Source organism: Sphingomonas sp. NFR04 (assembly GCF_900114095.1).
Classification (GTDB): Bacteria; Pseudomonadota; Alphaproteobacteria; order Sphingomonadales; family Sphingomonadaceae; genus Sphingomonas.
In genome coordinates this window covers 165,501-186,500 of record NZ_FORV01000008.1, presented here as the reverse complement: position 1 = coordinate 186,500, position 21,000 = coordinate 165,501, and the positions used below count along the sequence as shown (strand labels likewise).

Sequence of the window (21,000 nt, the reverse complement as noted above, 5' to 3'; positions counted from 1 at the left end):
TCGATGATTGTTCCAACGTCGATGGTGTTTCAGAGTGATGGATAACGGAGGATCTCCCGCAGCACCTTGGCCAAGTACTTGATTTCCGGGGCGTGCTGAGCTCGGCTGTTCACCCTGCGCGTGAGAAACCTACGAGTAACATTCTGGCGGCGGGCAGATCTGAGAGGGTTTGGTCGGCCCACCAGCGCGCCAGCTCCCACCGCCGAGACATGTGCCGGGCACGGTTGTACGCCATCTCTGCGGCGGACACCCCTTTCGGCTTATGGGAGAGCATGGCATCGATGATCGGGCGATCGCCCTCAAGCCCAAGCTGCGTCGCACGCTCGTTCATGATCGTCGAGAACGCGGTACGCCAGCCGTGGGGGACGTGCCGGCCACGATAGCCGCACTGGTTGTAGCGATAGCCGATCGTGTTGTTCGACATCGGCTGGTGCGTCGAGCGCACGCTGTGGAAGAGGTAGGGGAAGCAGCCGCTGAGCGTGTACACCGCCCGTAGCACGTCGACGGCTTGGGCGGGCAGTGGCACGATGTGCTCGAACGCCTCGTCGGCCTTGTTCTCCAGCTCTAGCTTCATGCGGTCGGCGCTGATCCGCCAGATCGGCTCGAAGCTGTCCCCTCCCCCGCTCGGGTCTGTCCAGTCGATGCCCTCGAACTCAGTCCAGCGCGCGGTCGGCACCAGGCCCGGCCGCACGAAGGTGAGCCCGAGCAGGCGCGACGCCAGCTTTGTCAGCGGGCCACCGGTCGATGCGTCGATCTTCGCGTGGAGCTGCCGGATCTCCTCGATACTGCTGAGGCCCGGCTGGCTGCCGCCCACCGGCGTCGGCAGCATCGCCTTCACCAGGTGCCGACCGGCCGGGTCGCGATCGCAGAAGCCCTCGGCCATCCCGTAGCCGAACACGGCCGAGATATGCTGGCGGATCCGCTTCGCACTGTCGATAGCGCCGCGGCGCTCGATCTTGCGCAGCAGCGCCAGCACCGTCGGCCCGTCGATGTCGCTGAGTGGCAGCGCGCCGATCTCCGGGAACACGTCGCGCTTGAGCGCCTGGTCGATCTTGGTCGCGTTCACCTTCGACCAGCGGCCCAACTGCGCGGTGTACCAGCGCTCGGCCACCACCTTGAAGGTCGCGCCGGCCGCGGCGTGCGCGAGGATCTTCTGCTTGCGCCGCTCGGTCGCCGGGTCGCGGTGCTCGCGCAGCAGGCGCTTTGCCTCCTCCCGGGCGTCGCGCGCGTCGCGCAGCGGCATGTCCGGATAGGCGCCGAGTATCAGCCGCTTCTCCTTGTCCGCGAAGCGGTACTTCAGCCGCCAGGACTTGTGCCCCTTGGTGGTCACGAACAGGTAGAGCCCGCCGGCGTCGGAGAGCTTGTAATCGCGCTCGGCTGGCGCGGCCTTCTTGCACTGGGTGTCGGTCAACGGCACGGAACGGATGCCCCCAAATCTCGGAACGATGCCCCCAAAAATGCCCCCGGATGCCCCGTCCTCGGGTGTCCCTGGGTGTCCTTGGACGCACGTCGAGGCTCAACAGAAACCGAGGGTTTCCGCAACCTTGTGTCCTTCGATGTCCTTGGGTGTCCGGAGAGGCTGGTGGGTCCGCCGGGATTCGAACCCGGGACCTCTCGATTAAAAGTCGCTTGCTCTACCGACTGAGCTACGGACCCACATCCCGCCACCTAGGCGCAGGGGCGCCGCCGGTCAACCGCGTGCAGCAACGGAAGCGTCGTGCGGCCCGTCACCGGATCGCGCCACTGGGGCGCTACCTCCGCCAGCGGCGCCAGTACGAAGCGGCGCTTGCGATATTCGGGGTGCGGCACCGTCAGCGTCGGGCTCGCCCAGCAGCCGCCCGACCACAGCACGATGTCGAGATCGATCACCCGCGCCCCCCAGCGCTGCCCCCGCCGCCGGCCGAATGCGCGTTCGATGGTCTTCAGCCGGTACAGCAGATCCTCGGGTGCCTCGTCGGTCTCGATCGCGGCGACGGCGTTGGCGAAACGCCGAATCGACGGGCCGAGCGGCGCGGTCTCGTGGATTCGCGAGACCGCGCGTACACCGCCGATCGCCGCCAGCGCCGCCCGCAGCTCGGCACGCGGCCCGCCATGGCGGCCGCGGCGGTTGGAGCCCAGGGCGAGGATGTAGCTTGTGACGGACACGCCCCCGCGCCTATCGCCCCCTGATGTCCACGCCAAGCCTAGAACCCGATCGCGACTGCCCGCTCTGCCCGCGCCTCGTCGCGCTGCGCACCCAGTTGCGCGCCGAGCAGCCCGAATGGTGGAATGCGCCGGTGCCGATGCTCGGCGATCCCGAAGCGCCGATCGCAATCGTCGGGCTGGCGCCTGGGCGGACGGGTGCGAACCGCACCGGCCGCGCCTTCACCGGCGACGATTCCGGTGCCTTGCTGTTCGCGGTGCTGGAGAAGCTCGGGCTGGCGGAGGCGGGGGAGCCGAAAGGCGTGCAGATCCTCAACGCGGTGCGCTGCCTGCCGCCGGAGAACCGCCCCACCCCGGCAGAGATCCATGCCTGCCGGCCGTTTCTCGCCGGGCAGCTGCGCGCGCCGATCGTCGTGGCGCTGGGCGAGATCGCGCACCAGTCGACGGTGAAGGCGCTGGGCGGCAAGCTGCCCAAGGCACGCTTCGCGCACGGCGCGGAACACCGCCTGCCCAAGGGGCAGACGGTGCTCGATAGCTATCACGTATCGCGGTACAATCAGAGCATCGGCCGGCTGACCGAGCCGATGCTGACCGCCGTGTTCGAACGCGCGATCGCGCTCAGAGATATTTGACGAGGCTCAGGCTGGAGAGCTGCGAGAACACCGAATAGCTGGCCTCGAGCACCGTCTTCTGCTGCGACAGGTCGATCGCGACCTGGCCGAGATCGGCGTCTTCATTGTCCTCGATCACCTGCTGCAGCAGCAGCGAACGATCTTCGCCCCGCGCCGTCAGGTCTTCGATCTGGCTCTGCTTGCGGCCATTGTCGGCGTTGACGGCGTTGAGCTGCTTCAGGCCCGCATCCATCTTGGTGACGACTCCCTGCAGCGCAGTCACCTGCGCGTCGGTAAGCTTGTCGCCGATCGGGCCGATCTGCGCCATCGCGCGATAGGCGTCGTACAGACCCGAGCCGAACGAACTGGCGTTGACGCCGTACTGGACATCGAGGCCGTCAGCGACGCGGGCGGTGGCGAGCACATTGTCGTCATGAAAGGCCTGGTCGGCCGGTACCGTCGCCGCATCGGCAAGCGTCGCGACCGAGAAAGGCGCGCTGTCGGTCTGCGAGCCGCCGAACAACGGCACGCCGCCTTCGGTCGCGTTCAGCGAGGAGCGCATCTGGGAGAAGGCGCTCTCCATCGCCTGCTGCAGACCCGCCGACTGACCGGTGCCGATCGCGGTCAGGATCTGCTTGCGCAGGTCGGTGTTGGCGGTCTGCACGCCTTCGATATGGCCCTGGTACAGCGACATGGTGGTGCCGACGCGCTTGGCGACGTTCGACTGCGCCTTCTGCTGTTCGAGCAGCGTGTGTGCCGAGAGGTTGCGCACCGCCTCGGTGCCGAGCGAGGCGAAATCGGTCGCCTTCTTGCCGGTGGACAGCTGCTTCTGGGTGATCGCGAGCTTTTCCTGCGCGCTCGAAATGGCGCCGGCCATGGTGCGCTGGAGCGGAATGGTGGCAACACGGGTCATGGGTCAGCTCCCCTTAACGGACCATCTGGAGAAGAGTGTCGTACATCTGCGTCGCGGTGCTCATCACCCGCGCCGCAGCCGAGTAGCTGTTCTGCAGGACGACCATCTGCGACAGTTCCTCGTCGATATTGACGCCCGAATAGCTGTCGCGGCGGTTGACCGCGTCGGACTTGCGCGCGTCGGCATCGTCGAAGCGGCTCTGCGCCTGGCTGGCCTCCAGGCCGGCGCGGCCGAGCAGCGCCGTCGAGAAGCGGCCTACCGTGACGACGCCGTCCTTGCCGAGATCGAGCGCGGTCGCCAGCTTGTCGGCAAAGGCGGTAGCGCCTCGGGTATCGCCGGCGCCGATCGCCTTGCTGCCGACCGCAACGCTGGTGTCGACCCGGGCGAGCGGCAGCTTGGACGGGGTGTTGGCGATGTCGGTGCGGACCTGGGCCACGTCCAGGCCGCTGTTGATCCCGCTGAGGCCCGACAGGGAGGAGAAGGTGCGCCCGCTGCCGAAGCGGTCGGTGGAGTCGGTCGCGATCTGCAGCGAAGCGCCGGACAGGCCGCTTGCCGGATCGAAGCGGACCCGCCCGCGGCTATCCAGCGAAAAGGAGCCGAACTTGCCAAGACCGCTGCCATTGAGCTCGGTGATGACGTCGCCCATCGTGCCGCCGGTGGTAGGCTGCAGGGTGTAGCTGGTCAGCGCCAGCCCGGAGGAGTCGCGCAGGATCACCTGCGCACTCTGGCCGGTCGTGAAGCCGTGCGGGTCCGATGCGTTGAAGCCGGTTGGCACCAGCGTGCTGCTATCGCTCTGGATAAGGTCGTTCATGCCGAAATACTGCGACACGCCGATCCCGGCACGGCTGCTCGGCGAGGTTGCAGACTGCGAGATCGCCACGCCATTGCCGGCGCCCGCGGCGGTGAAGCTCAGCACGCCGTTGGTGAAGCTGGCGGTCGCCGCGCCGCCGAGGCCGGCGTTGATCGCGTTGACCATGTCGTTCACGGTCGCGCCGGGCCCGAGCGCGTCGAAATCGATCTCGGTCTTGGCGACCATCGTGCCGGTGGAACTCGCCACCGAAAATGTCGCCTTGCCGCTGAAGCCCAGTCGATCGGTGCCGACCAGGCCGCTCTGCCGGCCATTGAGGCTGGCGGGTGGCGGCACGGTGGTACCTTCGTTCGAAACCGCGTTCAGCGCTTCCGAAAGGCCGCTGAACGTGACGCCCAGCTGTTCGGAGAAGGATGGCAGCGTGCGATCGCGCAGGTCGAGCAGGCCGCCGAGCTTGCCGCCGACGGCGGCAGAATCGAGCTTCTCGCCGGTGAGCGCGCCCTGATTGCCGTTCTTGTCCGAAAAGCGGATCGAGATGTCCGGGTAGGTCGCCTGGGCGTTGCCGACGCCGCTGTCCTTGTTCGGATAGTCGAGCTGGCGCAGGCGCGAATCCAGCAGCATCTGGCCCGAGGTGGTCTCGATGATCACTCGGCCGTCCGGCTGGTCGCGGACGTTGACCGAGAGCATGCCGCTCAGTTCTTCGATTGCGCTCATCCGCTGGTCGGCGGCGCCGCTGGCGTTGCGGCCGAGGCCGGTGGCCTGCGACACGGTGCCGTTCAGATCATAGATGCGCTGGAGCAGCGTGTTGATCTTGTCGACCGAATAGCCGACTTCGGACTCCACATCGCTGCGCAGCCCTTCGACGTCCTTGGTGATCTGCTGCATCGACGAAATCGCGTCCGAGACGTTGCCGATGAACACGGCGCTGGTCTGCGCCGAGGATTGCGAGCCGGTCATCGCGATCGCCGAGGCGTTGATCGCGTCCAGCCGCGCCGGCAGGCCCGACTTGGCGCCGGGTTCACCGAGCAGCGACTGCAGCCGGTCGAGATAGCCGGAGGTGACTTCCGCCTTCCCATAGTCGCCGGCCCGCCGATAGACGGTGGCTTCCAGGAAGCGATCGGCAACGCGCTCGAACTCGCCGACCGAGACGCCGGTGACGTTCCCGGACATCACCGAGGTGGTCAGGTTGACCCGTTCGCGGGCATAGCCGGTGACGCCGACATTGGCGATGTTGTTCGATACCGCCTTCAACCCGGCCTGGGCAGCAGCCAGGCCGGAAGCGGCGGTTCCTAGGATATCGTTCAGCGCCATGTCGTGCGTCCCCCGGCCTTATTCGTCAGCGCTTCAGGTCGCTGACTTCGCGCAGCATGTCGTCGACGGTCGTGATGATCTTCGACGATGCGCTGTAGGCGCGCTGGAAGCGGATCATGTTGGTGAACTCGCCCGCCAGATCGACGGTCGAGGCCTCCAGCGTGCTCGACGAAATCTTGCCTGCGCCCAGCTGCCCGGGCGGGTTCATCGTCATCGAGCCCGAGGCGCGGTTCGACGAATAGGCGTTGCCCGAGATGCGGGTGAGGCCGTTCGCGTTCGGGAAGGTTGCAATCGGCAGCTGGAACACCTGGCGGCTGGCGCCATCGTCGAAGATCGCGCTGACCACGCCGTCCGACGAGACTTCGGTCGCCGCGATGTTGCCCAGCGTACCGCCGTTGGTGCCGCCCGTGACGAGCGACGACGGGTCACCGAAGGAGGTGAGGCCGTTGGTGCCGCCATCCTTGCCCATGTCCAGCGTGATCGGGACCGAGCTGGAGCTGTTGGTGTAGGTGACGGTGAGCGGATTGAAGAGACCTGCGGTCGACGCACCCAGGTTGAGGCTGCCGTCGCCGTTGAACTTCACCGTGCCGGAACGCAGCAGGCCGTTGGTGGCGGTCACGTCGCTGGCCGGAACCGCATAGGCTTCCATCTGCCACTCGTTCGCGTCCGTCTTGAGGAACGACATCTTGATCTCGTGGCCGCTGCCCTGCGAGTCGTAGACGGTGAACGAACGCGAGAACTGCGGCGTGATCGTGCCATCCGCCATCTTGCCGGCGGAGTAGGCACCCGTCGGCGAGGTCGGGTCGTAGTTCGTTGCGCTCGACTGGAGGTTGATGTGCGCCTGCAGCTTGTTGGTCGGCGCCGCGGTGCCGACCAGGTCGGTCAGACGCACAGGCGTCAGCGTGTCGAGGTTGCCGGTGTTGGTGTAGCCGCCGGTGGCGTCCAGGCGCCAGCCATAGAGGTACAGGCCCGCCGAGTTGCGCAGATAGCCTTCTTCGTCCGGCTTGAACGAGCCCGCGCGGGTATAGGCGACCGGGTCGTTCGAATTCAGGCCGCTGCGGGTGATGAAGAACCCGCCGCCATCGATCGCGAGATCGGTGCTGCTGCCCGAGGCCTGGAGCAGGCCCTGCTTGGAAACCTGTGCGAGCGGCGCGGCCGCGACACCACCTGCCGAGTAGCTCGCCGAAGTGCGACCATCGGTCACCAACGTGCGGAACTGGGCCTCGACGCCCTTATAGGCGACGGTATTGATGTTGGTGATGTTGTCGGCAACGGTGGCCATGGCACTCGACTGCGCGCTCAGCCCGGAAACGCCAGCGTATAGAGCGGAATAGAGGCTCAAGTTCAAAACTCCTCGAGATGCCCGCGCGATCCCCACGCCGGCGACATCCTCATTGTAGAGGGCTGGCGGCATCGCCCAAATCAAAGGGGCGATTTTGCCGGTTACGATTGTAAGGCGGCAAAATTTGCCGGGTGTTTGTCCATCTCCGCCCCGAACGCGCCTATAAGTTGAGGAACGCTTATCGAAAGGCCAGTTCCATGCTTCGCATCACGCTCCGGGACGGTGAAAAGGCGATCGTCAACGGTGCAGTGCTGCGCGCCGTGGGCCGGACCCAGATCGCCGTCGAGAATATGGTATCGATCCTGCGCGGCCGCGAAGTGATGCGGCCCGAGGAAGCGACCACGCCTGCGCGGCAGCTCTATTTCGCGACGATGCTCGCCTATATCGATCCCGCGGGGCGCGACGCGCATCACGACGCGGTGGTCCAGCTGCTCAGCCTGCTGATCGGCAGCCTGGGCACCCCCGAGGCGCGCGAGCTGTGCATCCGCTTCGCCAACGACCTTGCCCAGGTGGAATATTACAAGGCCCTCGCCGCCGCCCGCGAGCTGATCGCCATGGAAGACGCTGCCGCGGCTGACCCCGCCACGACGCAGGCCGCCTGAAGGAGCCCGCGCGATGCAGACGCTCGCCAGTGCCGCGCGCGCCATCAAGGAGATGGTCCCCGACCGTCGCTTCGGGCGTGTGGTGGCGGTGCGCGGCGCTCTCATCGAAGTCGAGGGCCTGACCGGCGTCGCCCAGATCGGCAGCCGCGTCGAGATCCAGTCCCCTAGCGGCAAGGTGGAAGCCGAAGTCACCGCGCTCGATCGCGGCGTGGCGCTCTGCCTGCCCTTCGTCGACCCGCAGGGCGTCGGCCTGGGCGCGGTTGCCGAACTCGGCGCCGGCCAGTTCACCGTCCGCCCCTCCAAGGCCTGGCTCGGCCGCATGATCAACGGGCTCGGCCGCCCGGTCGACGGACAGGGTCCGCTGGTCAACGGCGCCGATCCGCAGCCGATCAAGGCCTCGCCCCCCGCCGCCGCCGGCCGCGCGCGCGTTGCCGAGCGAATCGAGACCGGGGTCCGCTGCCTCGACACCTTCGTGCCCTTGTGCCGCGGCCAGCGCCTCGGCCTGTTCGCCGGTTCGGGCGTCGGCAAGTCCGTCCTTCTCTCGATGCTCGCGCGCTGGACCCAGTGCGACGTCGCGGTGATCGGGCTGATCGGCGAACGCGGCCGCGAAGTGCAGGAATTCATTGAGGACGATCTGGGGCCCGAGGGCATGGCCCGCTCGGTCGTCGTCGTCGCCACTTCGGACGAGCCGGCGCTGATGCGCCGCCAGGCCGCCTGGACCACCCTCGCCGTCGCCGAGCATTTCCGCGACCAGGGCCTCAACGTGCTGTGCCTGATGGACTCGGTCACCCGCTTCGCGATGGCGCAGCGCGAGATCGGCCTCGCCTCGGGCGAGCCGCCCGCGACCAAGGGCTATACCCCCACCGTCTTCGCCGAGCTGCCGCGGCTGCTGGAGCGCGCCGGCCCCGGCGCCCCCGGCCAGGGCATGATCACCGGCCTGTTCACCGTCCTCGTCGACGGCGACGACCATAATGAGCCCGTCGCCGACGCGGTGCGCGGTATCCTCGACGGCCACGTCGTGATGCGCCGCGCGATCGCCGAGCGCGGCCGCTATCCGGCGATCGACATCCTCAAATCGGTGTCGCGTACCCTGCCCCATTGCCTCGAGCACGAGCAGAACGAGACCCGCCTCGCCGCGCGCAAGCTGCTGTCGACCTATGCCGACATGGAAGAGATGGTGCGGCTGGGTGCGTACAAGGCCGGCTCTTCGCCGGATGTCGACCGCGCCGTCGCGCTGGCGCCCCGCATCGAGGCGCTGCTCAACCAGGGCAAGAACGACCAGGGCCATGCCGAGGCGGCATTTGCCGAGCTGGCCGCGATCCTTTCCGGCGAGGCCTCGGGCGATCCGCGCCATGGCCATGACGTGGGTCTCGCCGCATGAAGACGCCGTTCGATACCGCGTTGCGCATGCAGCAGCGCACCGTCGACGACCTCAAGGTCAAGATCGGCGCCGCGATCGAGCGCATCGCCGAGCTGGAACAGCAGGGCCGCGACCTCGTTGCGCGCGTCCGTGAAGAGCGCGTGCTGGCACACGCCCTGCCCTTCGCCTCGGACGCGTGGCTCGCCACCGCCAAGCACGCCCAGGCGCGCATCGCCGAGGAAGTCGTGGCCGAACAGGCGCGGCTGCTCAACCTTCGCGAGCTTGCGCGCGAGGCCTATGGCACCTGCCGCGCGATCGAGAGCGCCGCAGAACGCTTCCGCGCCGATGCCGAGCGCGAAGCCGAAGCCGCCGAACAGGCGGCGATCGATGACATTGCCGCGGCGCGCTTCCTGCGCGAGCGCAAGCGGATGCTGGTGAAGGCCGCATGATCCACCGTACCGACCTTGCCGCGCTCACGCCGGCGCAGCGCGCCAACGTGATCTACGCGCAGGCCCAGTCCGAACTCTCGACCCGCCTGTGGCGCGCCGCGATCGGCGATGGCGACCGCGACAACGAGAAGGGCAAGTCGCCGCTGGGCGGCGGATCGGACATGGCGATGGATTCGCTGCTCGAGCTGCTCGGCACCCAGGCGCCGAAATCGGCCAAGGGCAAGTGCAAGTGCCAGTGCGCCTGCTCGTGCAACGACGAGGATGCGCCCGACGATATCGCCGCGCTCGCCAAGCGTGCCCTGAACGGCGCGCATGCCGCCGCCGCGGTAGACCGGGGCACCATGCCAGGCACCGGCTCGATCGTCGGTGCGCTTTCCGGCGGCACGTCCGCCAAGCCGGCCGAGGCCTCGGGCCCGCTCGCGCTCGGCAGCAACGCCCGCTACGCCGATACGCTTGCCGCCGCCGAGGCGCGCAGCGGCATCCCGCGCTCCGCGATCGCTGCAATCGTCGATGCCGAAGCCGGCAAGGGGCAGGACGGCAGCTGGAATCCGCTGTCGCGCAACCCGCGATCGAGCGCGGCAGGGCTCGGCCAGTTCCTCAGCGGCACCTGGCAGACGCTCGCCGAACAGGGCGGCACCTGGCTGAACGATGTCGCCAAGGCGCGCGGCTGGCTGACCGAAAAGGGCAAGGTCGATCCTTCGCGCCGCAGCGAACTGCTGGCGCTCCGCTACGATCCGCAGGCGTCGATCCTGAGTGTCGCCGACATGGCGAAGAACAATTTGCAACAATTCGAATCGGCAGGGCTCAACGTCCGCGCCGATTCGGAAACCCTCGCCAAGGCGGCCTATCTGGGCCACCATCTGGGGCTTGGGGACGCAAAGAAGTTTCTTGCCGGCAACATTGATGCAGAGCGCGCACGCACGTTGCTGGCCGCGCAAGTCGGCGGATCGGCGGCCGATCAGCGCATCGCCAACGCCGGCGATGCGACCCGCGCGCACCGGCAATGGTTACTCGATTTCATCGATCGCCACGTCCAACCGGACAAATTTGCCTCCTAAAACCGCCATTTAGGCCGTTTTTTCGTGCGTTAGCGGCTCCGCTAAACAGCGGTTAACCATCATTTTTTCAGGCACTTAGGTCGCCAAGCGAATCGGCGTTGCTATAAAGCTTGGGAGTGCGTTTGCGGAAAACTACCTAAGTCCCCGATTAGCACTCCTTTAAAGGTTTCAGACGAAATGTGTCTCCTGTCGACGGCGCCGAAACGATCGGACCGGCGCTGAACCAGGGGAATACAGATGTCGAAGATCACGATCGCTCTCGAGGCCGCAGTCCAAACCGTCATCGAGAACGCGCCCAAGGACGGCAAGCAGACCAACCGTCAGCGCGCTGAAATCGATCGCGCCTTTGCCCGCATCCTGAAGCTGATCGCTCCCCGCATCCGTCACTTCATCCGCCAGTACGGCCTGACCGCCCACTGGGACGACGCCGAGCAGTGCTGCGCCATTGCCGTGCACCGCGCCATCCAGGCCTATGAGCCGGAAAAGGCCCAGTTCACCACCTTCGTCAACTGGCAGATCCGCGGCGAGCTGCAGAGCCTGCGCTTCCGCCTGATGACCGACCAGCGCCCCTCGGCGAAGAAGGTCGAAGCCACCACCGTTTCGCTCAGCGCGATGGTCAGCTCCGCCGATGGCGACGAAATGTCGCCCGAAGCGATGATCGAGGACGAGGACGCCCTGGAGCGCACCGAGAGCGCCGCGTCGGACTATCTCGCCGATGGCGCGATCTCCTCGCTGATCGAGGCCTATGTCGATCACCTCCGCAAGGTGGGCATCGAACAGCTCCGCCGTCGTCCCCGCCCGAAGCGGGAAGAGGCAGCGCTGCGCCGCGAAGGCCCGCGTCTCCGCACCGCCACTCACGGCATCGATCCCGCCGAGCTCGAGAAGCTTGAAGCCAAGCTGGAGCGCGACCGCGAGATCGTCGCCCGCCGCGTGTTCCAGACCGCCACGCTCGACGACCTGTCAATGGAAACCGGCGTGACCAAGGAGCGTGTCCGCCAGATCACCAAGCGCGCCGCCAAGGTGATCGCCGAGATCGCCGCTGCCGATCCGCGCTTCTCGGTGATGGCCGAATATGGCGAGCCCGCCACCGCCAAGCGCCGCCAGCCGGCCGCTGCCCGCACCGCCACGCCGATCCTGCCGGACGCCAGCCAGCCGCACAACCTGCTCTCCAGCGTCGTCGCGATCGACGCCGCGAGCATCGACATGGTGGTTGCCGCCGAGGCGAACCGCGAGACCGTGGAAGCGATTGCGATCGCCGCCGCGCCGCTTGCGAACCGCGCTGCGCTGCATTGATACCCGATCGGGGCAAAAGCGTTCTATAAGGGAAGGGTAACCTTTCCTTCGGAACAACCCGATGCCCCGAAACTCCCAGACGATCGGCCGAGGTGCGATGCAGATGCTACCCCGGTCGAACTACAAGCTGACCGAACTGGCCGAGGAAATGGTGCGCTGTGCGCAACCGTTGCTCCCGGCCGGCGGTCGGCTTTTTCTGGGTCTGCAGCAGGAAACCGACGGATCGCTGCGGATGATCTGGTGGCGGGGCGACGATTTCCGCCTGGTCGCCGAGATCGACGCCACCCCCGAGGGCTTCTGCCCCGAGGACAGCGACGAGGGCGCGCTGCAAGACGCGGCCGCTGCCTGCATCACCTATCTTTCCGGCCGCTGGCCCACCCCGCCCCGCCGGCTGGGCGTGATCACCGACGGAATCGGTGTCGCCTTCTCGCCCGAGCGTCCCGCCGTGGCCGAGCCCGGTTGGCTGATGCACCATGCCGGGGGACAGGGCGCGCTCACCGCGATCCTCCCGCTCGACGGCGAAGGCCCCTGCGCACTGTTGTGCGCACCGCCGGAGACCGCGTCGTTTCATTGAGGATCTGATCGCTCCAGCGTTCGCAGTTGGAAGCCGGCCATCACACACTGCCGTCATCCCCGCGAAGGCGGGGATCCATTGGCGCTGAAGCTGCGGTTCCTGCCCTAAGCGGCCTGGCAAATGGATTCCCGCCTTCGCGGGAATGACGATCGTTGTGCCGCGGCGCCCTCTTCCCGCCGACCGTCCGGGGAGTCTTGATGACAACCTGCCGCAGCATGCTATGGCGCCCTTATGGGTGAACTCATCGCAATCGAGGGCGCCGACGGCGTCGGCAAGAACACTGCCTCGCGCGGGCTGTGCGCGGCACTGCAGGCATCGGGCCGCACCGCCACCGTGCTCGGCTTCCCGCGCTATGGCGAGACCGTCGCGGGCGTGACGATCGGCAAGATGCTCGCCGGCGAACTCCCCGTCCCCGTCACCCCGCATGCTGCCGCCGTGCTCTACGCGCTCGATCGGTTCGAGTGGCGCGACGCGCTGCTCGAGGCGCAGGCCACGCACGACGTGGTCGTGCTCGATCGCTACATCGCCTCGAACATGGCCTATCAGGGCGCCAAGCTGGGCGGCGACGGAGGCCGCGCGCTGATGGACTGGATCCTCGCGCTCGAGACCGGGCAGTTCGCCCTGCCCCGCCCGCGCCTCTCGATCTATCTCGACACGCCTTGGGATCTTGCCCGCGAACTCATCCTGCAAAAGGCACAGCGCAGCTATACCGACCGCAGCTTCGACGAATATGAGGCGGACATCGCGCTCCAGCAGCGCGTGCGCGGCAATTACGAGGCGATCGTCGCGGCTGACCTGCTCGGCCCGTGGAAGGTCGTCCGCGCCAGCGAGGATGGCGCGATGCGGGCGCCCGAGGCGATCGTCGGCGAAATTTTATCTTATATTTGAAACCGCGCTGAACCCGGCTATGCCCGGCTTGACATTTGCTTTGCCGGAGCGCCAATGGTAGCGCTATCACAATCCGAAACGAGTTGGTGAGAGGTCCCTTGGAAGCGCTTAGAGACATGCTGCCTGCCGATCATGCGCAGGCGATTCTGGTCGGTCGCGTGCAGACCGCTGCCGGCCCCAGCCCCGTGATCCTCCGCGACGGCCAGGTGATCGACGTGTCGGCCACCGCGCCCACCGTCGCCGACCTGCTGGAGCGCGACGACATCGCCACGCTGAGCGGCGAGGTGCTGTGCAGCGTCGACGCGCTCGGCACCGAGTCGGCGCCGGCGATCCTCGCGCCCGTGGACCTGCAGTGCGTGAAGGCCTGCGGCGTCACCTTCGCGGTCTCGGCGCTGGAGCGCGTGATCGAGGAGCGCGCCCGCGGCGATTCTGCCAAGGCGGCCGAGATCCGCGGCGACCTCGAAGCCAAGGTCGGCTCGGGCATCCGCTCGGTCGTCCCCGGCACGCCCGAGGCCGCCAGCCTCAAGGCCGCGCTGATCGACGCCGGCATGTGGTCGCAGTATCTCGAAGTCGCGATTGGGCCGGATGCGGAAGTGTTCACCAAGGCGCCGGTGCTGTCGGCGATGGGCTGGGGCGCCGAGATCGGCATCCGCTCGGACAGCGACTGGAACAACCCCGAGCCGGAAGTCGTGCTGGTCGTCGACCGCAACGGCGCGATCAAGGGCGCCGCGCTCGGCAACGACGTCAACCTGCGCGACTTCGAGGGCCGCAGCGCGCTGCTGCTCGGCAAGGCGAAGGACAACAACGCCTCGACGTCGATTGGGCCGTTCATCCGCCTGTTCGACGACAGCTTCACCATGGACGACGTGCGCAGCGCCGTGGTCGACCTCACCATCGACGGGCCGGAGGGCTATCGCCTCTCGGGCACCAACAAGATGAGCGAGATCAGCCGCGATCCCACCGAGCTGGTCCGCCAGACGCTGAGCGAGCACCAGTATCCGGACGGCTTCGCGCTGTTCCTCGGCACACTGTTCGCGCCGGTGCAGGATCGCGACCATCCCGGCCGCGGCTTCACCCACAAGCCGGGTGACGTCGTCCGCATCTCGACGCCGAAGCTCGGCACGCTCGTCAACCGCGTCACCACCTCCAAGGCCGCCGCGCCCTGGACGTTCGGCATCCGCGATCTGATGCGCAACCTCGCCGCGCGCGGCCTTCTCTCCAACGCATAAGGGTGTCCATGTCGCAAGCCGATCTCCAGCAGGGCCCGATCCCGGCCGCTGAGCGTGCCGTCTATCCGAGCCTGAAGGGCAAGCGCATCCTGATTACCGGCGGTGGCTCGGGGATCGGCGCCGGGCTGGTCGAGGGGTTCGTCCGCCAGGGCGCGGACGTGACCTTTTTCGACATCGCCGAAGACGATTCGAAGGCGCTGGTCGCCAGCCTGTCGGGCGCTGCGATCGCGCCGCGTTTCTATAAGGTCGACCTCACCGACATCCGCGCCGCGCAGGCGCAGGTGCAGGCGCTGATCGATGCCGAGGGCGGCTTCGACGTGCTGCTCAACAACGCCGCGAACGACGACCGCCACACGATCGAGCAGGTGACCCCGGAGTATTGGGACAACCGCATGAACGTGAACCTGCGCCACCAGTTCTTCATGGCGCAGGCGGTGATCCCGGCGATGAAGGCGAAGCGCGCCGGCGTGATCATCAATCTCGGCTCGATCTCCTGGCACCTCGCGCTGGAGGAGCTGACGCTCTACCAGACCGCCAAGGCCGCGATCGAGGGCCTCACCCGCAGCCTGGCGCGTGAGCTCGGCCCGGACGGCATCCGCTCGGTCTGCATCGTTCCCGGCAACGTCAAGACGCCGCGCCAGATGAAGTGGTACACGCCCGAGGGCGAGGCCGAGATCGTCAAGGCGCAGTGCCTGCCCGGCCGCCTCGTGCCCGACGACATCGCCGCGCTGGCACTGTTCCTTGCATCCGACGATGCACGCCTGATAACGAGCCACGAATTCTTCGTGGATGCAGGCTGGAGATAAGATGACCGACAAGGTGGTGGTATCGGCGCCGGAGAGCGTGTGGGGGCTCGGTGCCCCGCTTCTCGAAGGCCCCGTCTGGGTGGAGCGCGACGCGGCGCTGTGGTTCGTCGACATCAAGAGCCACAAGATCCACCGCTATGATCCCGCCACCGGCGACAAGAAGAGCTGGGATGCGCCGGCGCAGGTGGGCTTTGCCCTCCCTTGCGCCAGTGGCGGCTTCGTCGCGGGGCTGCAGACCGGCCTCGCCCGGTTCGACCCCGCCGACGGCAGTTTCACCCCGCTCGTCGATCCCGAGCCCGGCCTGCCCGGCAACCGCCTGAACGACGGCACCGTCGATACCGAAGGTCGCCTGTGGTTCGGCACGATGGATGACGGCGAGAGCGACGCCAGCGGCACGATCTACCGCCTCGCGGCCGACGGAACCTGCGTCGCGTCGACCCCGAAGGTTTCGATCACCAACGGCCCGGCGGTCTCGCCCGACGGCAAGACGCTCTACCATGTCGATACGCTGGGCCAGGTGATCCATGCCTGCGACATCGCCGCAGACGGCACGCTGGCGAATCCCCGCGAATTCGTCCGCATCGCCGAGGGCGAAGGCTTCCCGGACGGCCCGTGTGTCGACAGCGAAGGCTATGTGTGGGTGAGCCTCTACGCCGGCTCTGCGGTGCGCCGCTACTCGCCGGCGGGCGAGCTGGTCGAGACGGTGCGCTTCCCGGTCGATGCGATCACCAAGATCGCGTTCGGCGGTCCGGACCTCAAGACGGTCTACGCCACCACCGCCAACAAGCACCTCTCCGCCGAGTACAAGGCCGCACGGCCGACCTCGGGGGACCTGTTCAGCTTCCGCGTGACGGTGGCGGGCCAGCCCGCCCCGATGATCCGCGTCGGCGCCTGAACGCCCGCCCTCCCCGGTCCGCCGGGGAGGCACACGGCGCGTAAGGCTCGCGTCATCCTGCTGCTTTACCATGGTTTCCTGTGAGGACCGGTCCTAGGATCGGTGGCGCAGGAACGAGGGGGTGGCGATGATCGGGCTTCGGTGCAGGCAACGGGCGCTACTCGCGCTGCTGGCATCCCTCCACGCGGCACCGGCGCTGGCCGCAAACTGCCAGGTCGGGCAGATCGCCGAGCTGCACGTCACGATGAAGGGGCTGCAGCCGATCGTCGAGACCACGATCAACGGCAAGCCCGCCCCTTTCCTGCTCGATAGCGGCGCCTTCTACAGCCTGATCTCCGCCCCGGTCGCCAAGGCGATGGGGCTTTCGGTGACGGCCGCGCCGTCCGGCTTCTATCTGCGCGGCGTCGGCGGACGCGCGGACGCGGGCATCGCCACGGTCGCGCATTTCGGGCTGGCGAGCGCGGACATCCCGCATGTGGAGTTCCTGGTCGGCGGATCGGACATCGGCGAGACCGGTCTGCTCGGCCAGAACGTGCTGGGCCTTGCGGACATCGAATATGATCTGCCGGGCGGCGCCGTGCGGCTGTTCCGGCCGAAGAATTGCGGCAACGCCGCCTTCGCCTATTGGACCGCAGGCAAGCCCTTTTTCGAGATTCCGATCCAGTCGAAGGAGGAGGCGCGCAACCACACGGTCGGCACCGTCGAGCTGGACGGCGCCAAGATCCGGGCGATGTTCGATACCGGCGCGGCGCAGACGGTCGTCTCCCTGCGCGCGGCGGCGCGTGCAGGCGTGAAGCCCGGCGATCCGGGGGTCGAGGAGGCCGGCTGGTCCACCGGCATCGGCAAGCATGTCCAGCAGGGCTGGATCGCCCCGTTCAAGCTGCTCAAGATCGGCAATGAGGAACTGCACAATGTGCGGCTGCGCATCACCGATCTGGGCGACCAGGATACCGAGATGCTGCTCGGCGCCGACTATTTCATCTCGCACCGGCTCTACGTGTCGAACGTGCAGCACCGGATCTACTTCACCTATACCGGCGGGCGGCTGTTCGACGCGACGGCTCGGATCGACACGGCCAGCGGCTTCACCACCCAGGGCGCCCCGGACGCCGCCGAGAAGCTCGATGCCGAAGGCTATGCGCGCCGCGGCGCCATGTTCCAGACGCAGCGCAACCTGCCCGCGGCGGTCGAGGCCTATTCGCAGGCGGTGACGCTCGCGCCGAAGGAGCCGCGCTATCTGCGCCAGCGCGCGCTTGCCTATCTGGCGGAGAACCGGCCGATCCTCGCCATGGACGATCTGGATGCGTCGCTGGCACTGGACGGCGACGACACCCGCACCCGCCTGATCCGCGCGCAGCTGCGCGAGCACGCCGGCAACGCCAAGGGCACGATCGAGGATCTCGATCTGATCGCCGGCCAGCTGCCGCGCGAGGACATGCAGCGGCTCCGCATCGCCCATCTCTACACCTCGGTCGACGCGTTCGATTCGGCGCTGGCGCAATATGATCTGTGGATGGCGTCGCACCGGGAAGATGCCGCACGGCCGGAGGCGCAGAACGGCCGCTGCTGGACGCTGGCGCTGGCCAATCGCGATCTGAAGCGCGCGCGCAGCGACTGCGATGCCGCCATCCGCGCCGCGCCCGCGAACGCCGCATTTCTCGACAGTCGGGGAACGGTGGCGTTCCGCGAGGGGAACTTTGCGGGGGCGATCGCGGATTTCAGCGCCGCGCTGGCGATCAATCCGCGTCGGGCCTGGTCGCTGTACCTGCGCGGCGTTGCCGAGCAGCGCCTGGGTCAGGCCGAGGCTGGCACGCACGATATCGCGGTCGCCAAGTCCATTTCGCCGCGCGTGGCGGCGCGCGTCGCCAAATACGGGATCGCGCCCGAGGCGACGCCCTGAGGCGCCGCCCAGCCGGCCTGCCTATTGGAACATCGCCTTGGTCAGCCCGGCGATGCCGGTGCGGACGCGCTCCCAGCCCGCTTCCTCGCTGAGGTCCAGCCCGAGGAACCGCCCGTTCTGCGCCGCCGACAGCACCAGCTGCTGGATCGAGGCGATCAGCAGCGCATTGAGCACCGGCGCGTCGATCCCGGTCGGCCGCTGCAGCGTGCCGCGCTCGCGGGCGATCCAGGCGCTCAGCGCCTTGCCGCGCGCCTCGGTGAAGGCGGTGGCGAGCTTGGAGGGGGCGGAGAGCTCCCAGGCGAGGATCTTCTGCGCCAGCGGATCGCTGCGCAGTGCATCGAGCAGCGCCACCGCGACTCGCGCCATCATCTCGGCATAGCTGGCGGGCGGCGGCACGTTGTCGGGCCGCACGAGCGCGGTTTCCATCCAGGCGGAGACGTCGGCGGCGATCGCCTCGGCAAGCCCGTCCATGCCGCCGAAATAGCGGTAGATGAGTTGCTTGTCGTATCCGGAGGCGCGCGCGATCGCGTTCACGCCCCAGCGGGCAAAGCCTTGTTCGGCAAGCAGCGTCTTCGCCGCCGCCAGGATCACGCCCCGCGTGTTCGCCGCATTGCGCGGCCGCTTCGCCGGTGCCGTCTCGTCCACCCCGTCCATCCCCCTGTTGTCTGGTGATGGTTAACTATCACTGGCGGGTGACACTTTCCATCTCCGGAATGGGCCGGAGGTGGGGGATGTGTAGCTGGTGGATGCAGAGCGACACGCCGCCCGCCACGCGACCATCGTCATCCCCGCGGAGGCGGGGATCCATTCGCGCTGATGCTGCGGTTCTATCCCCCAACGTCCTGGCAAATGGATTCCCGCCTTCGCGGGAATGACGAGGTAGGGGTGGCGCGCTCAACGCCAGCCACCCCACCCGACCTCAATGGTTGTGCCGCGGCACCTTCAGCCCCGTACCGCGATACTTGGTCGCGAACTCCAACACGCCGCCCTCGTGCAGCTGGCCCGATTTCTCGCGGTACAGCTCTTCCCACGGCGTGTTGCTCGGCGGGATCGGCGGCGCGGGTTCGCCCTTGCGACGGGCAATCTCGTCCGCCTCGACCAGCGCATCCACACGCCCCTGGTTGAGGTCGATGCGGACCACGTCCCCGGTACGCAGCCACGAAAGGCCGCCACCCGCCGCGCTCTCCGGCGAGGCGTTGAGGATCGACGGGCTGTCCGACGTGCCCGACTGGCGGCCGTCGCCCAGCGTCGGCAGGCTCTGGATGCCCTTCTGGAGCAGCGCGTCGGGCGGCTGCATGTTGACCACCTCGGCCGAGCCGGGCCAGCCCAGCACGCCCGCGCCGCGGATCACCAGGATGCAATTGTCGTCGATGGCGAGCGCCGGATCGTTGATCCGGTGGTGATAATCGTCCGACCCGTCGAACACGACCGCGCGGACCTCGAACACGCCCTCCTGCCCCGGCGTCGAGAGATAGCGCGCGCGGAACTGGTCGGAGATCACGCTGGTCTTCATGATCGCCATGTCGAACAGGTTGCCGGTGAGCACCAGGAACCCGGCCTTCTCCATCAGCGGCTTGTCGAGCGGGAAAATCACGTCGGCATCCAGCACCCGCGCCTCGGCGACATTCTCCGCCATGGTCTTGCCGGTGCAGGTCGCGACGCTGCCGTCGAGGATGCCCGCGTCCACCAACAGCTTGAGCACCGCCGGGATACCGCCGGCGCGGTGGAAGCGCTCGGACAGATACTGGCCCGCCGGCTGCATGTTGACGATCAGCGGCAGGTCGTAGCCGGTCTGCCAGTCCTCCGGCGTGATGGTGATGCCGGCATGCGCGGCCATCGCGTTGAGGTGCGGCTGGGCGTTGGTCGAGCCGCCGATCGCGGTGAGCAGCTTGATCGCGTTGAGGAAGCTCTGCTTGGTCAGGATCTTGGACGGGCGAAGGTCTTCGTACGCCATCTCGACGATGCGCTTGCCGGTCTCATAGGCGATCTGCCCGCGCTCGCGATAGGGCGCCGGGATCATCGCGCAGCCGGGGAGCGACATGCCGAGACCCTCGGCCATGCTGTTCATCGTCGAGGCAGTGCCCATCGTGTTGCAGTGCCCGGACGACGGCGCGCTCTCCATCGCGCGGCGGAGGAACTCGGCCTCGTCGATCTCGCCCGCCGCCATCTTGCGGCGCGAGCGCCAGATCACCGTGCCCGAGCCGACCAGCTCGCCTTCGTGCCAGCCGTCGAGCATCGGCCCGCCCGACAGGACGATCGCCGGGATGTCGACGGTGGAAGCGGCCATCAGCGACGACGGCGTGGTCTTGTCGCAGCCGGTGGTGAGGATCACCGCGTCGATCGGATAGCCGTTGAGGATCTCGACGAGGCCGAGATAGGCGAGGTTGCGATCGAGCGCGGCGGTCGGCCGGCGGCAATTCTCGAAGATCGGGTGGAGCGGGAACTCCATCGGGATGCCGCCCGCCGCCAGGATGCCTTCTCGGGCGCGCTTCACCGTTTCCAGATGGATGCGGTTGCACGGCGCGATGTCGCTGCCCGACTGGGCGATGCCGATGATCGGCTTGCCCGAGGTCAGCTCCGCGGGCGTGATGCCGTAGTTCATGAAGCGCTCGAGATAGAGCGCGGCCATGTCGGCGCGGCCGGGGGCGGCGAACCATTCGCGCGATCGGAACGGACGGACGGGCGTGCGGGTCACGTGTGTCTCCACATACAAAATCTAAGCCCCTCCCTTTCAAGGGAGGGGTTTGGGGGTGGGTGTCGGCGGACGGGGCTCGATGCCCCGGCCGTCGATTTCCCCCTCCGAGTGCAGGAGCGCGGCT

The 21,000-nt window shown here is 67.7% G+C and carries 19 protein-coding genes and 1 tRNA gene; 12 read left to right on the top strand and 8 right to left on the bottom strand.

Annotated elements, in window-relative coordinates; all coding sequences use genetic code 11:
* Window positions 1–109 precede the first annotated feature (109 nt).
* From BM009_RS19730 to folK, 3 genes are all read right to left on the bottom strand, one after another.
* Window positions 110–1,417, bottom strand: a complete 1,308-nt coding sequence (locus tag BM009_RS19730) for a tyrosine-type recombinase/integrase (RefSeq protein WP_254772371.1) — start codon at window positions 1,415–1,417, stop codon at window positions 110–112.
* 163 nt (window positions 1,418–1,580) lie between these two features.
* Window positions 1,581–1,656, bottom strand: a tRNA-Lys gene (locus BM009_RS19725).
* A 12-nt stretch (window positions 1,657–1,668) separates the two neighbouring features.
* On the bottom strand, window positions 1,669–2,145 hold the full coding sequence (gene folK / locus BM009_RS19720) for a 2-amino-4-hydroxy-6-hydroxymethyldihydropteridine diphosphokinase (RefSeq protein ID WP_093298803.1): 477 nt from the start codon (window positions 2,143–2,145) through the stop codon (window positions 1,669–1,671).
* 23 nt (window positions 2,146–2,168) lie between these two features.
* On the opposite strand from folK, the gene BM009_RS19715 reads away from it, so the two are divergent.
* A complete protein-coding gene (locus tag BM009_RS19715) occupies window positions 2,169–2,774 on the top strand; it encodes a uracil-DNA glycosylase (protein WP_093298801.1) in 606 nt (201 codons plus the stop codon).
* Here the strand turns inward: BM009_RS19715 and BM009_RS19710 are convergent.
* Genes BM009_RS19710 through BM009_RS19700 form a run of 3 tightly spaced genes read right to left on the bottom strand, consistent with a single transcriptional unit; the run spans window position 2,761 to window position 7,127 of the window.
* The gene (locus BM009_RS19710) at window positions 2,761–3,666 is read right to left on the bottom strand and encodes a flagellin (protein ID WP_093298800.1); all 906 of its coding nucleotides are present in this window, start codon (window positions 3,664–3,666) and stop codon (window positions 2,761–2,763) included. The two genes, BM009_RS19715 and BM009_RS19710, sit on opposite strands and share 14 nt — an antisense overlap.
* Window positions 3,667–3,679: 13 nt before the next feature.
* Complete coding sequence (locus tag BM009_RS19705) at window positions 3,680–5,785, bottom strand: FlgK family flagellar hook-associated protein (protein ID WP_093298798.1); 2,106 nt, start codon at window positions 5,783–5,785, stop codon at window positions 3,680–3,682.
* Between the two features lie 25 nt (window positions 5,786–5,810).
* On the bottom strand, window positions 5,811–7,127 hold the full coding sequence (locus tag BM009_RS19700) for a flagellar hook protein FlgE (RefSeq protein ID WP_302847374.1): 1,317 nt from the start codon (window positions 7,125–7,127) through the stop codon (window positions 5,811–5,813).
* Window positions 7,128–7,324: 197 nt separating this feature from the next.
* On the opposite strand from BM009_RS19700, the gene BM009_RS19695 reads away from it, so the two are divergent.
* The 11 genes from BM009_RS19695 to BM009_RS19645 all read left to right on the top strand — a co-directional run bounded on the left by BM009_RS19695 (window position 7,325) and on the right by BM009_RS19645 (window position 18,181).
* On the top strand, window positions 7,325–7,729 hold the full coding sequence (locus BM009_RS19695) for a flagellar biosynthesis repressor FlbT (RefSeq protein WP_093298795.1): 405 nt from the start codon (window positions 7,325–7,327) through the stop codon (window positions 7,727–7,729).
* A gap of 13 nt (window positions 7,730–7,742) precedes the next feature.
* Window positions 7,743–9,110 (top strand): flagellar protein export ATPase FliI, encoded by a 1,368-nt coding sequence (gene fliI / locus BM009_RS19690; RefSeq protein ID WP_093298794.1) that lies wholly within the window; start codon window positions 7,743–7,745, stop codon window positions 9,108–9,110.
* On the top strand, window positions 9,107–9,538 hold the full coding sequence (locus BM009_RS19685; protein WP_093298792.1) for a hypothetical protein: 432 nt from the start codon (window positions 9,107–9,109) through the stop codon (window positions 9,536–9,538). The genes fliI and BM009_RS19685 overlap by 4 nt, the downstream gene beginning before the upstream one ends.
* A complete protein-coding gene (locus tag BM009_RS19680) occupies window positions 9,535–10,596 on the top strand; it encodes a peptidoglycan-binding protein (RefSeq protein WP_093298791.1) in 1,062 nt (353 codons plus the stop codon). The genes BM009_RS19685 and BM009_RS19680 overlap by 4 nt, the downstream gene beginning before the upstream one ends.
* 237 nt (window positions 10,597–10,833) lie before the next feature.
* On the top strand, window positions 10,834–11,889 hold the full coding sequence (locus BM009_RS19675) for a sigma factor-like helix-turn-helix DNA-binding protein (RefSeq protein WP_093298789.1): 1,056 nt from the start codon (window positions 10,834–10,836) through the stop codon (window positions 11,887–11,889).
* A 61-nt stretch (window positions 11,890–11,950) separates the two neighbouring features.
* Window positions 11,951–12,463 (top strand): hypothetical protein, encoded by a 513-nt coding sequence (locus BM009_RS19670; RefSeq protein WP_254772370.1) that lies wholly within the window; start codon window positions 11,951–11,953, stop codon window positions 12,461–12,463.
* 231 nt (window positions 12,464–12,694) lie between these two features.
* Window positions 12,695–13,351, top strand: a complete 657-nt coding sequence (locus tag BM009_RS19665; protein WP_093298788.1) for a dTMP kinase — start codon at window positions 12,695–12,697, stop codon at window positions 13,349–13,351.
* 116 nt (window positions 13,352–13,467) lie between these two features.
* On the top strand, window positions 13,468–14,580 hold the full coding sequence (locus BM009_RS19660; RefSeq protein WP_093298786.1) for a fumarylacetoacetate hydrolase family protein: 1,113 nt from the start codon (window positions 13,468–13,470) through the stop codon (window positions 14,578–14,580).
* Between the two features lie 8 nt (window positions 14,581–14,588).
* Window positions 14,589–15,386, top strand: a complete 798-nt coding sequence (locus BM009_RS19655) for a D-xylose 1-dehydrogenase (protein ID WP_093298785.1) — start codon at window positions 14,589–14,591, stop codon at window positions 15,384–15,386.
* Window position 15,387: 1 nt separating this feature from the next.
* Complete coding sequence (locus tag BM009_RS19650; protein ID WP_093298783.1) at window positions 15,388–16,281, top strand: SMP-30/gluconolactonase/LRE family protein; 894 nt, start codon at window positions 15,388–15,390, stop codon at window positions 16,279–16,281.
* A gap of 127 nt (window positions 16,282–16,408) precedes the next feature.
* Window positions 16,409–18,181, top strand: coding sequence for a retroviral-like aspartic protease family protein (locus BM009_RS19645; RefSeq protein ID WP_093298781.1), 1,773 nt, complete (start codon window positions 16,409–16,411; stop codon window positions 18,179–18,181).
* Window positions 18,182–18,202: 21 nt separating this feature from the next.
* Here BM009_RS19645 and BM009_RS19640 read toward each other — a convergent pair whose 3' ends face one another.
* Together BM009_RS19640 and BM009_RS19635 are read right to left on the bottom strand one after the other, a co-directional pair.
* Window positions 18,203–18,826: a TetR/AcrR family transcriptional regulator gene (locus tag BM009_RS19640; RefSeq protein WP_254772369.1), complete on the bottom strand. Its 624-nt coding sequence runs from the start codon at window positions 18,824–18,826 to the stop codon at window positions 18,203–18,205.
* Between the two features lie 274 nt (window positions 18,827–19,100).
* Window positions 19,101–20,876: an IlvD/Edd family dehydratase gene (locus BM009_RS19635; RefSeq protein ID WP_093298777.1), complete on the bottom strand. Its 1,776-nt coding sequence runs from the start codon at window positions 20,874–20,876 to the stop codon at window positions 19,101–19,103.
* Window positions 20,877–21,000 lie beyond the last annotated feature (124 nt).

Excerpts from the sequence above, each read along its gene's own strand:
- BM009_RS19715 (WP_093298801.1), top strand. The coding sequence starts at position 2,169 with ATGTCCACGCCAAGCCTAGAACCCGATCGCGACTGCCCGCTCTGCCCG.
- BM009_RS19710 (WP_093298800.1), bottom strand. The coding sequence starts at position 3,666 with ATGACCCGTGTTGCCACCATTCCGCTCCAGCGCACCATGGCCGGCGCC.
- BM009_RS19705 (WP_093298798.1), bottom strand. The coding sequence starts at position 5,785 with ATGGCGCTGAACGATATCCTAGGAACCGCCGCTTCCGGCCTGGCTGCT.
- BM009_RS19695 (WP_093298795.1), top strand. The coding sequence starts at position 7,325 with ATGCTTCGCATCACGCTCCGGGACGGTGAAAAGGCGATCGTCAACGGT.
- fliI (WP_093298794.1), top strand. The coding sequence starts at position 7,743 with ATGCAGACGCTCGCCAGTGCCGCGCGCGCCATCAAGGAGATGGTCCCC.
- BM009_RS19685 (WP_093298792.1), top strand. The coding sequence starts at position 9,107 with ATGAAGACGCCGTTCGATACCGCGTTGCGCATGCAGCAGCGCACCGTC.
- BM009_RS19680 (WP_093298791.1), top strand. The coding sequence starts at position 9,535 with ATGATCCACCGTACCGACCTTGCCGCGCTCACGCCGGCGCAGCGCGCC.
- BM009_RS19675 (WP_093298789.1), top strand. The coding sequence starts at position 10,834 with ATGTCGAAGATCACGATCGCTCTCGAGGCCGCAGTCCAAACCGTCATC.
- BM009_RS19670 (WP_254772370.1), top strand. The coding sequence starts at position 11,951 with ATGCCCCGAAACTCCCAGACGATCGGCCGAGGTGCGATGCAGATGCTA.
- BM009_RS19665 (WP_093298788.1), top strand. The coding sequence starts at position 12,695 with ATGGGTGAACTCATCGCAATCGAGGGCGCCGACGGCGTCGGCAAGAAC.
- BM009_RS19660 (WP_093298786.1), top strand. The coding sequence starts at position 13,468 with ATGCTGCCTGCCGATCATGCGCAGGCGATTCTGGTCGGTCGCGTGCAG.
- BM009_RS19655 (WP_093298785.1), top strand. The coding sequence starts at position 14,589 with ATGTCGCAAGCCGATCTCCAGCAGGGCCCGATCCCGGCCGCTGAGCGT.
- BM009_RS19650 (WP_093298783.1), top strand. The coding sequence starts at position 15,388 with ATGACCGACAAGGTGGTGGTATCGGCGCCGGAGAGCGTGTGGGGGCTC.
- BM009_RS19645 (WP_093298781.1), top strand. The coding sequence starts at position 16,409 with ATGATCGGGCTTCGGTGCAGGCAACGGGCGCTACTCGCGCTGCTGGCA.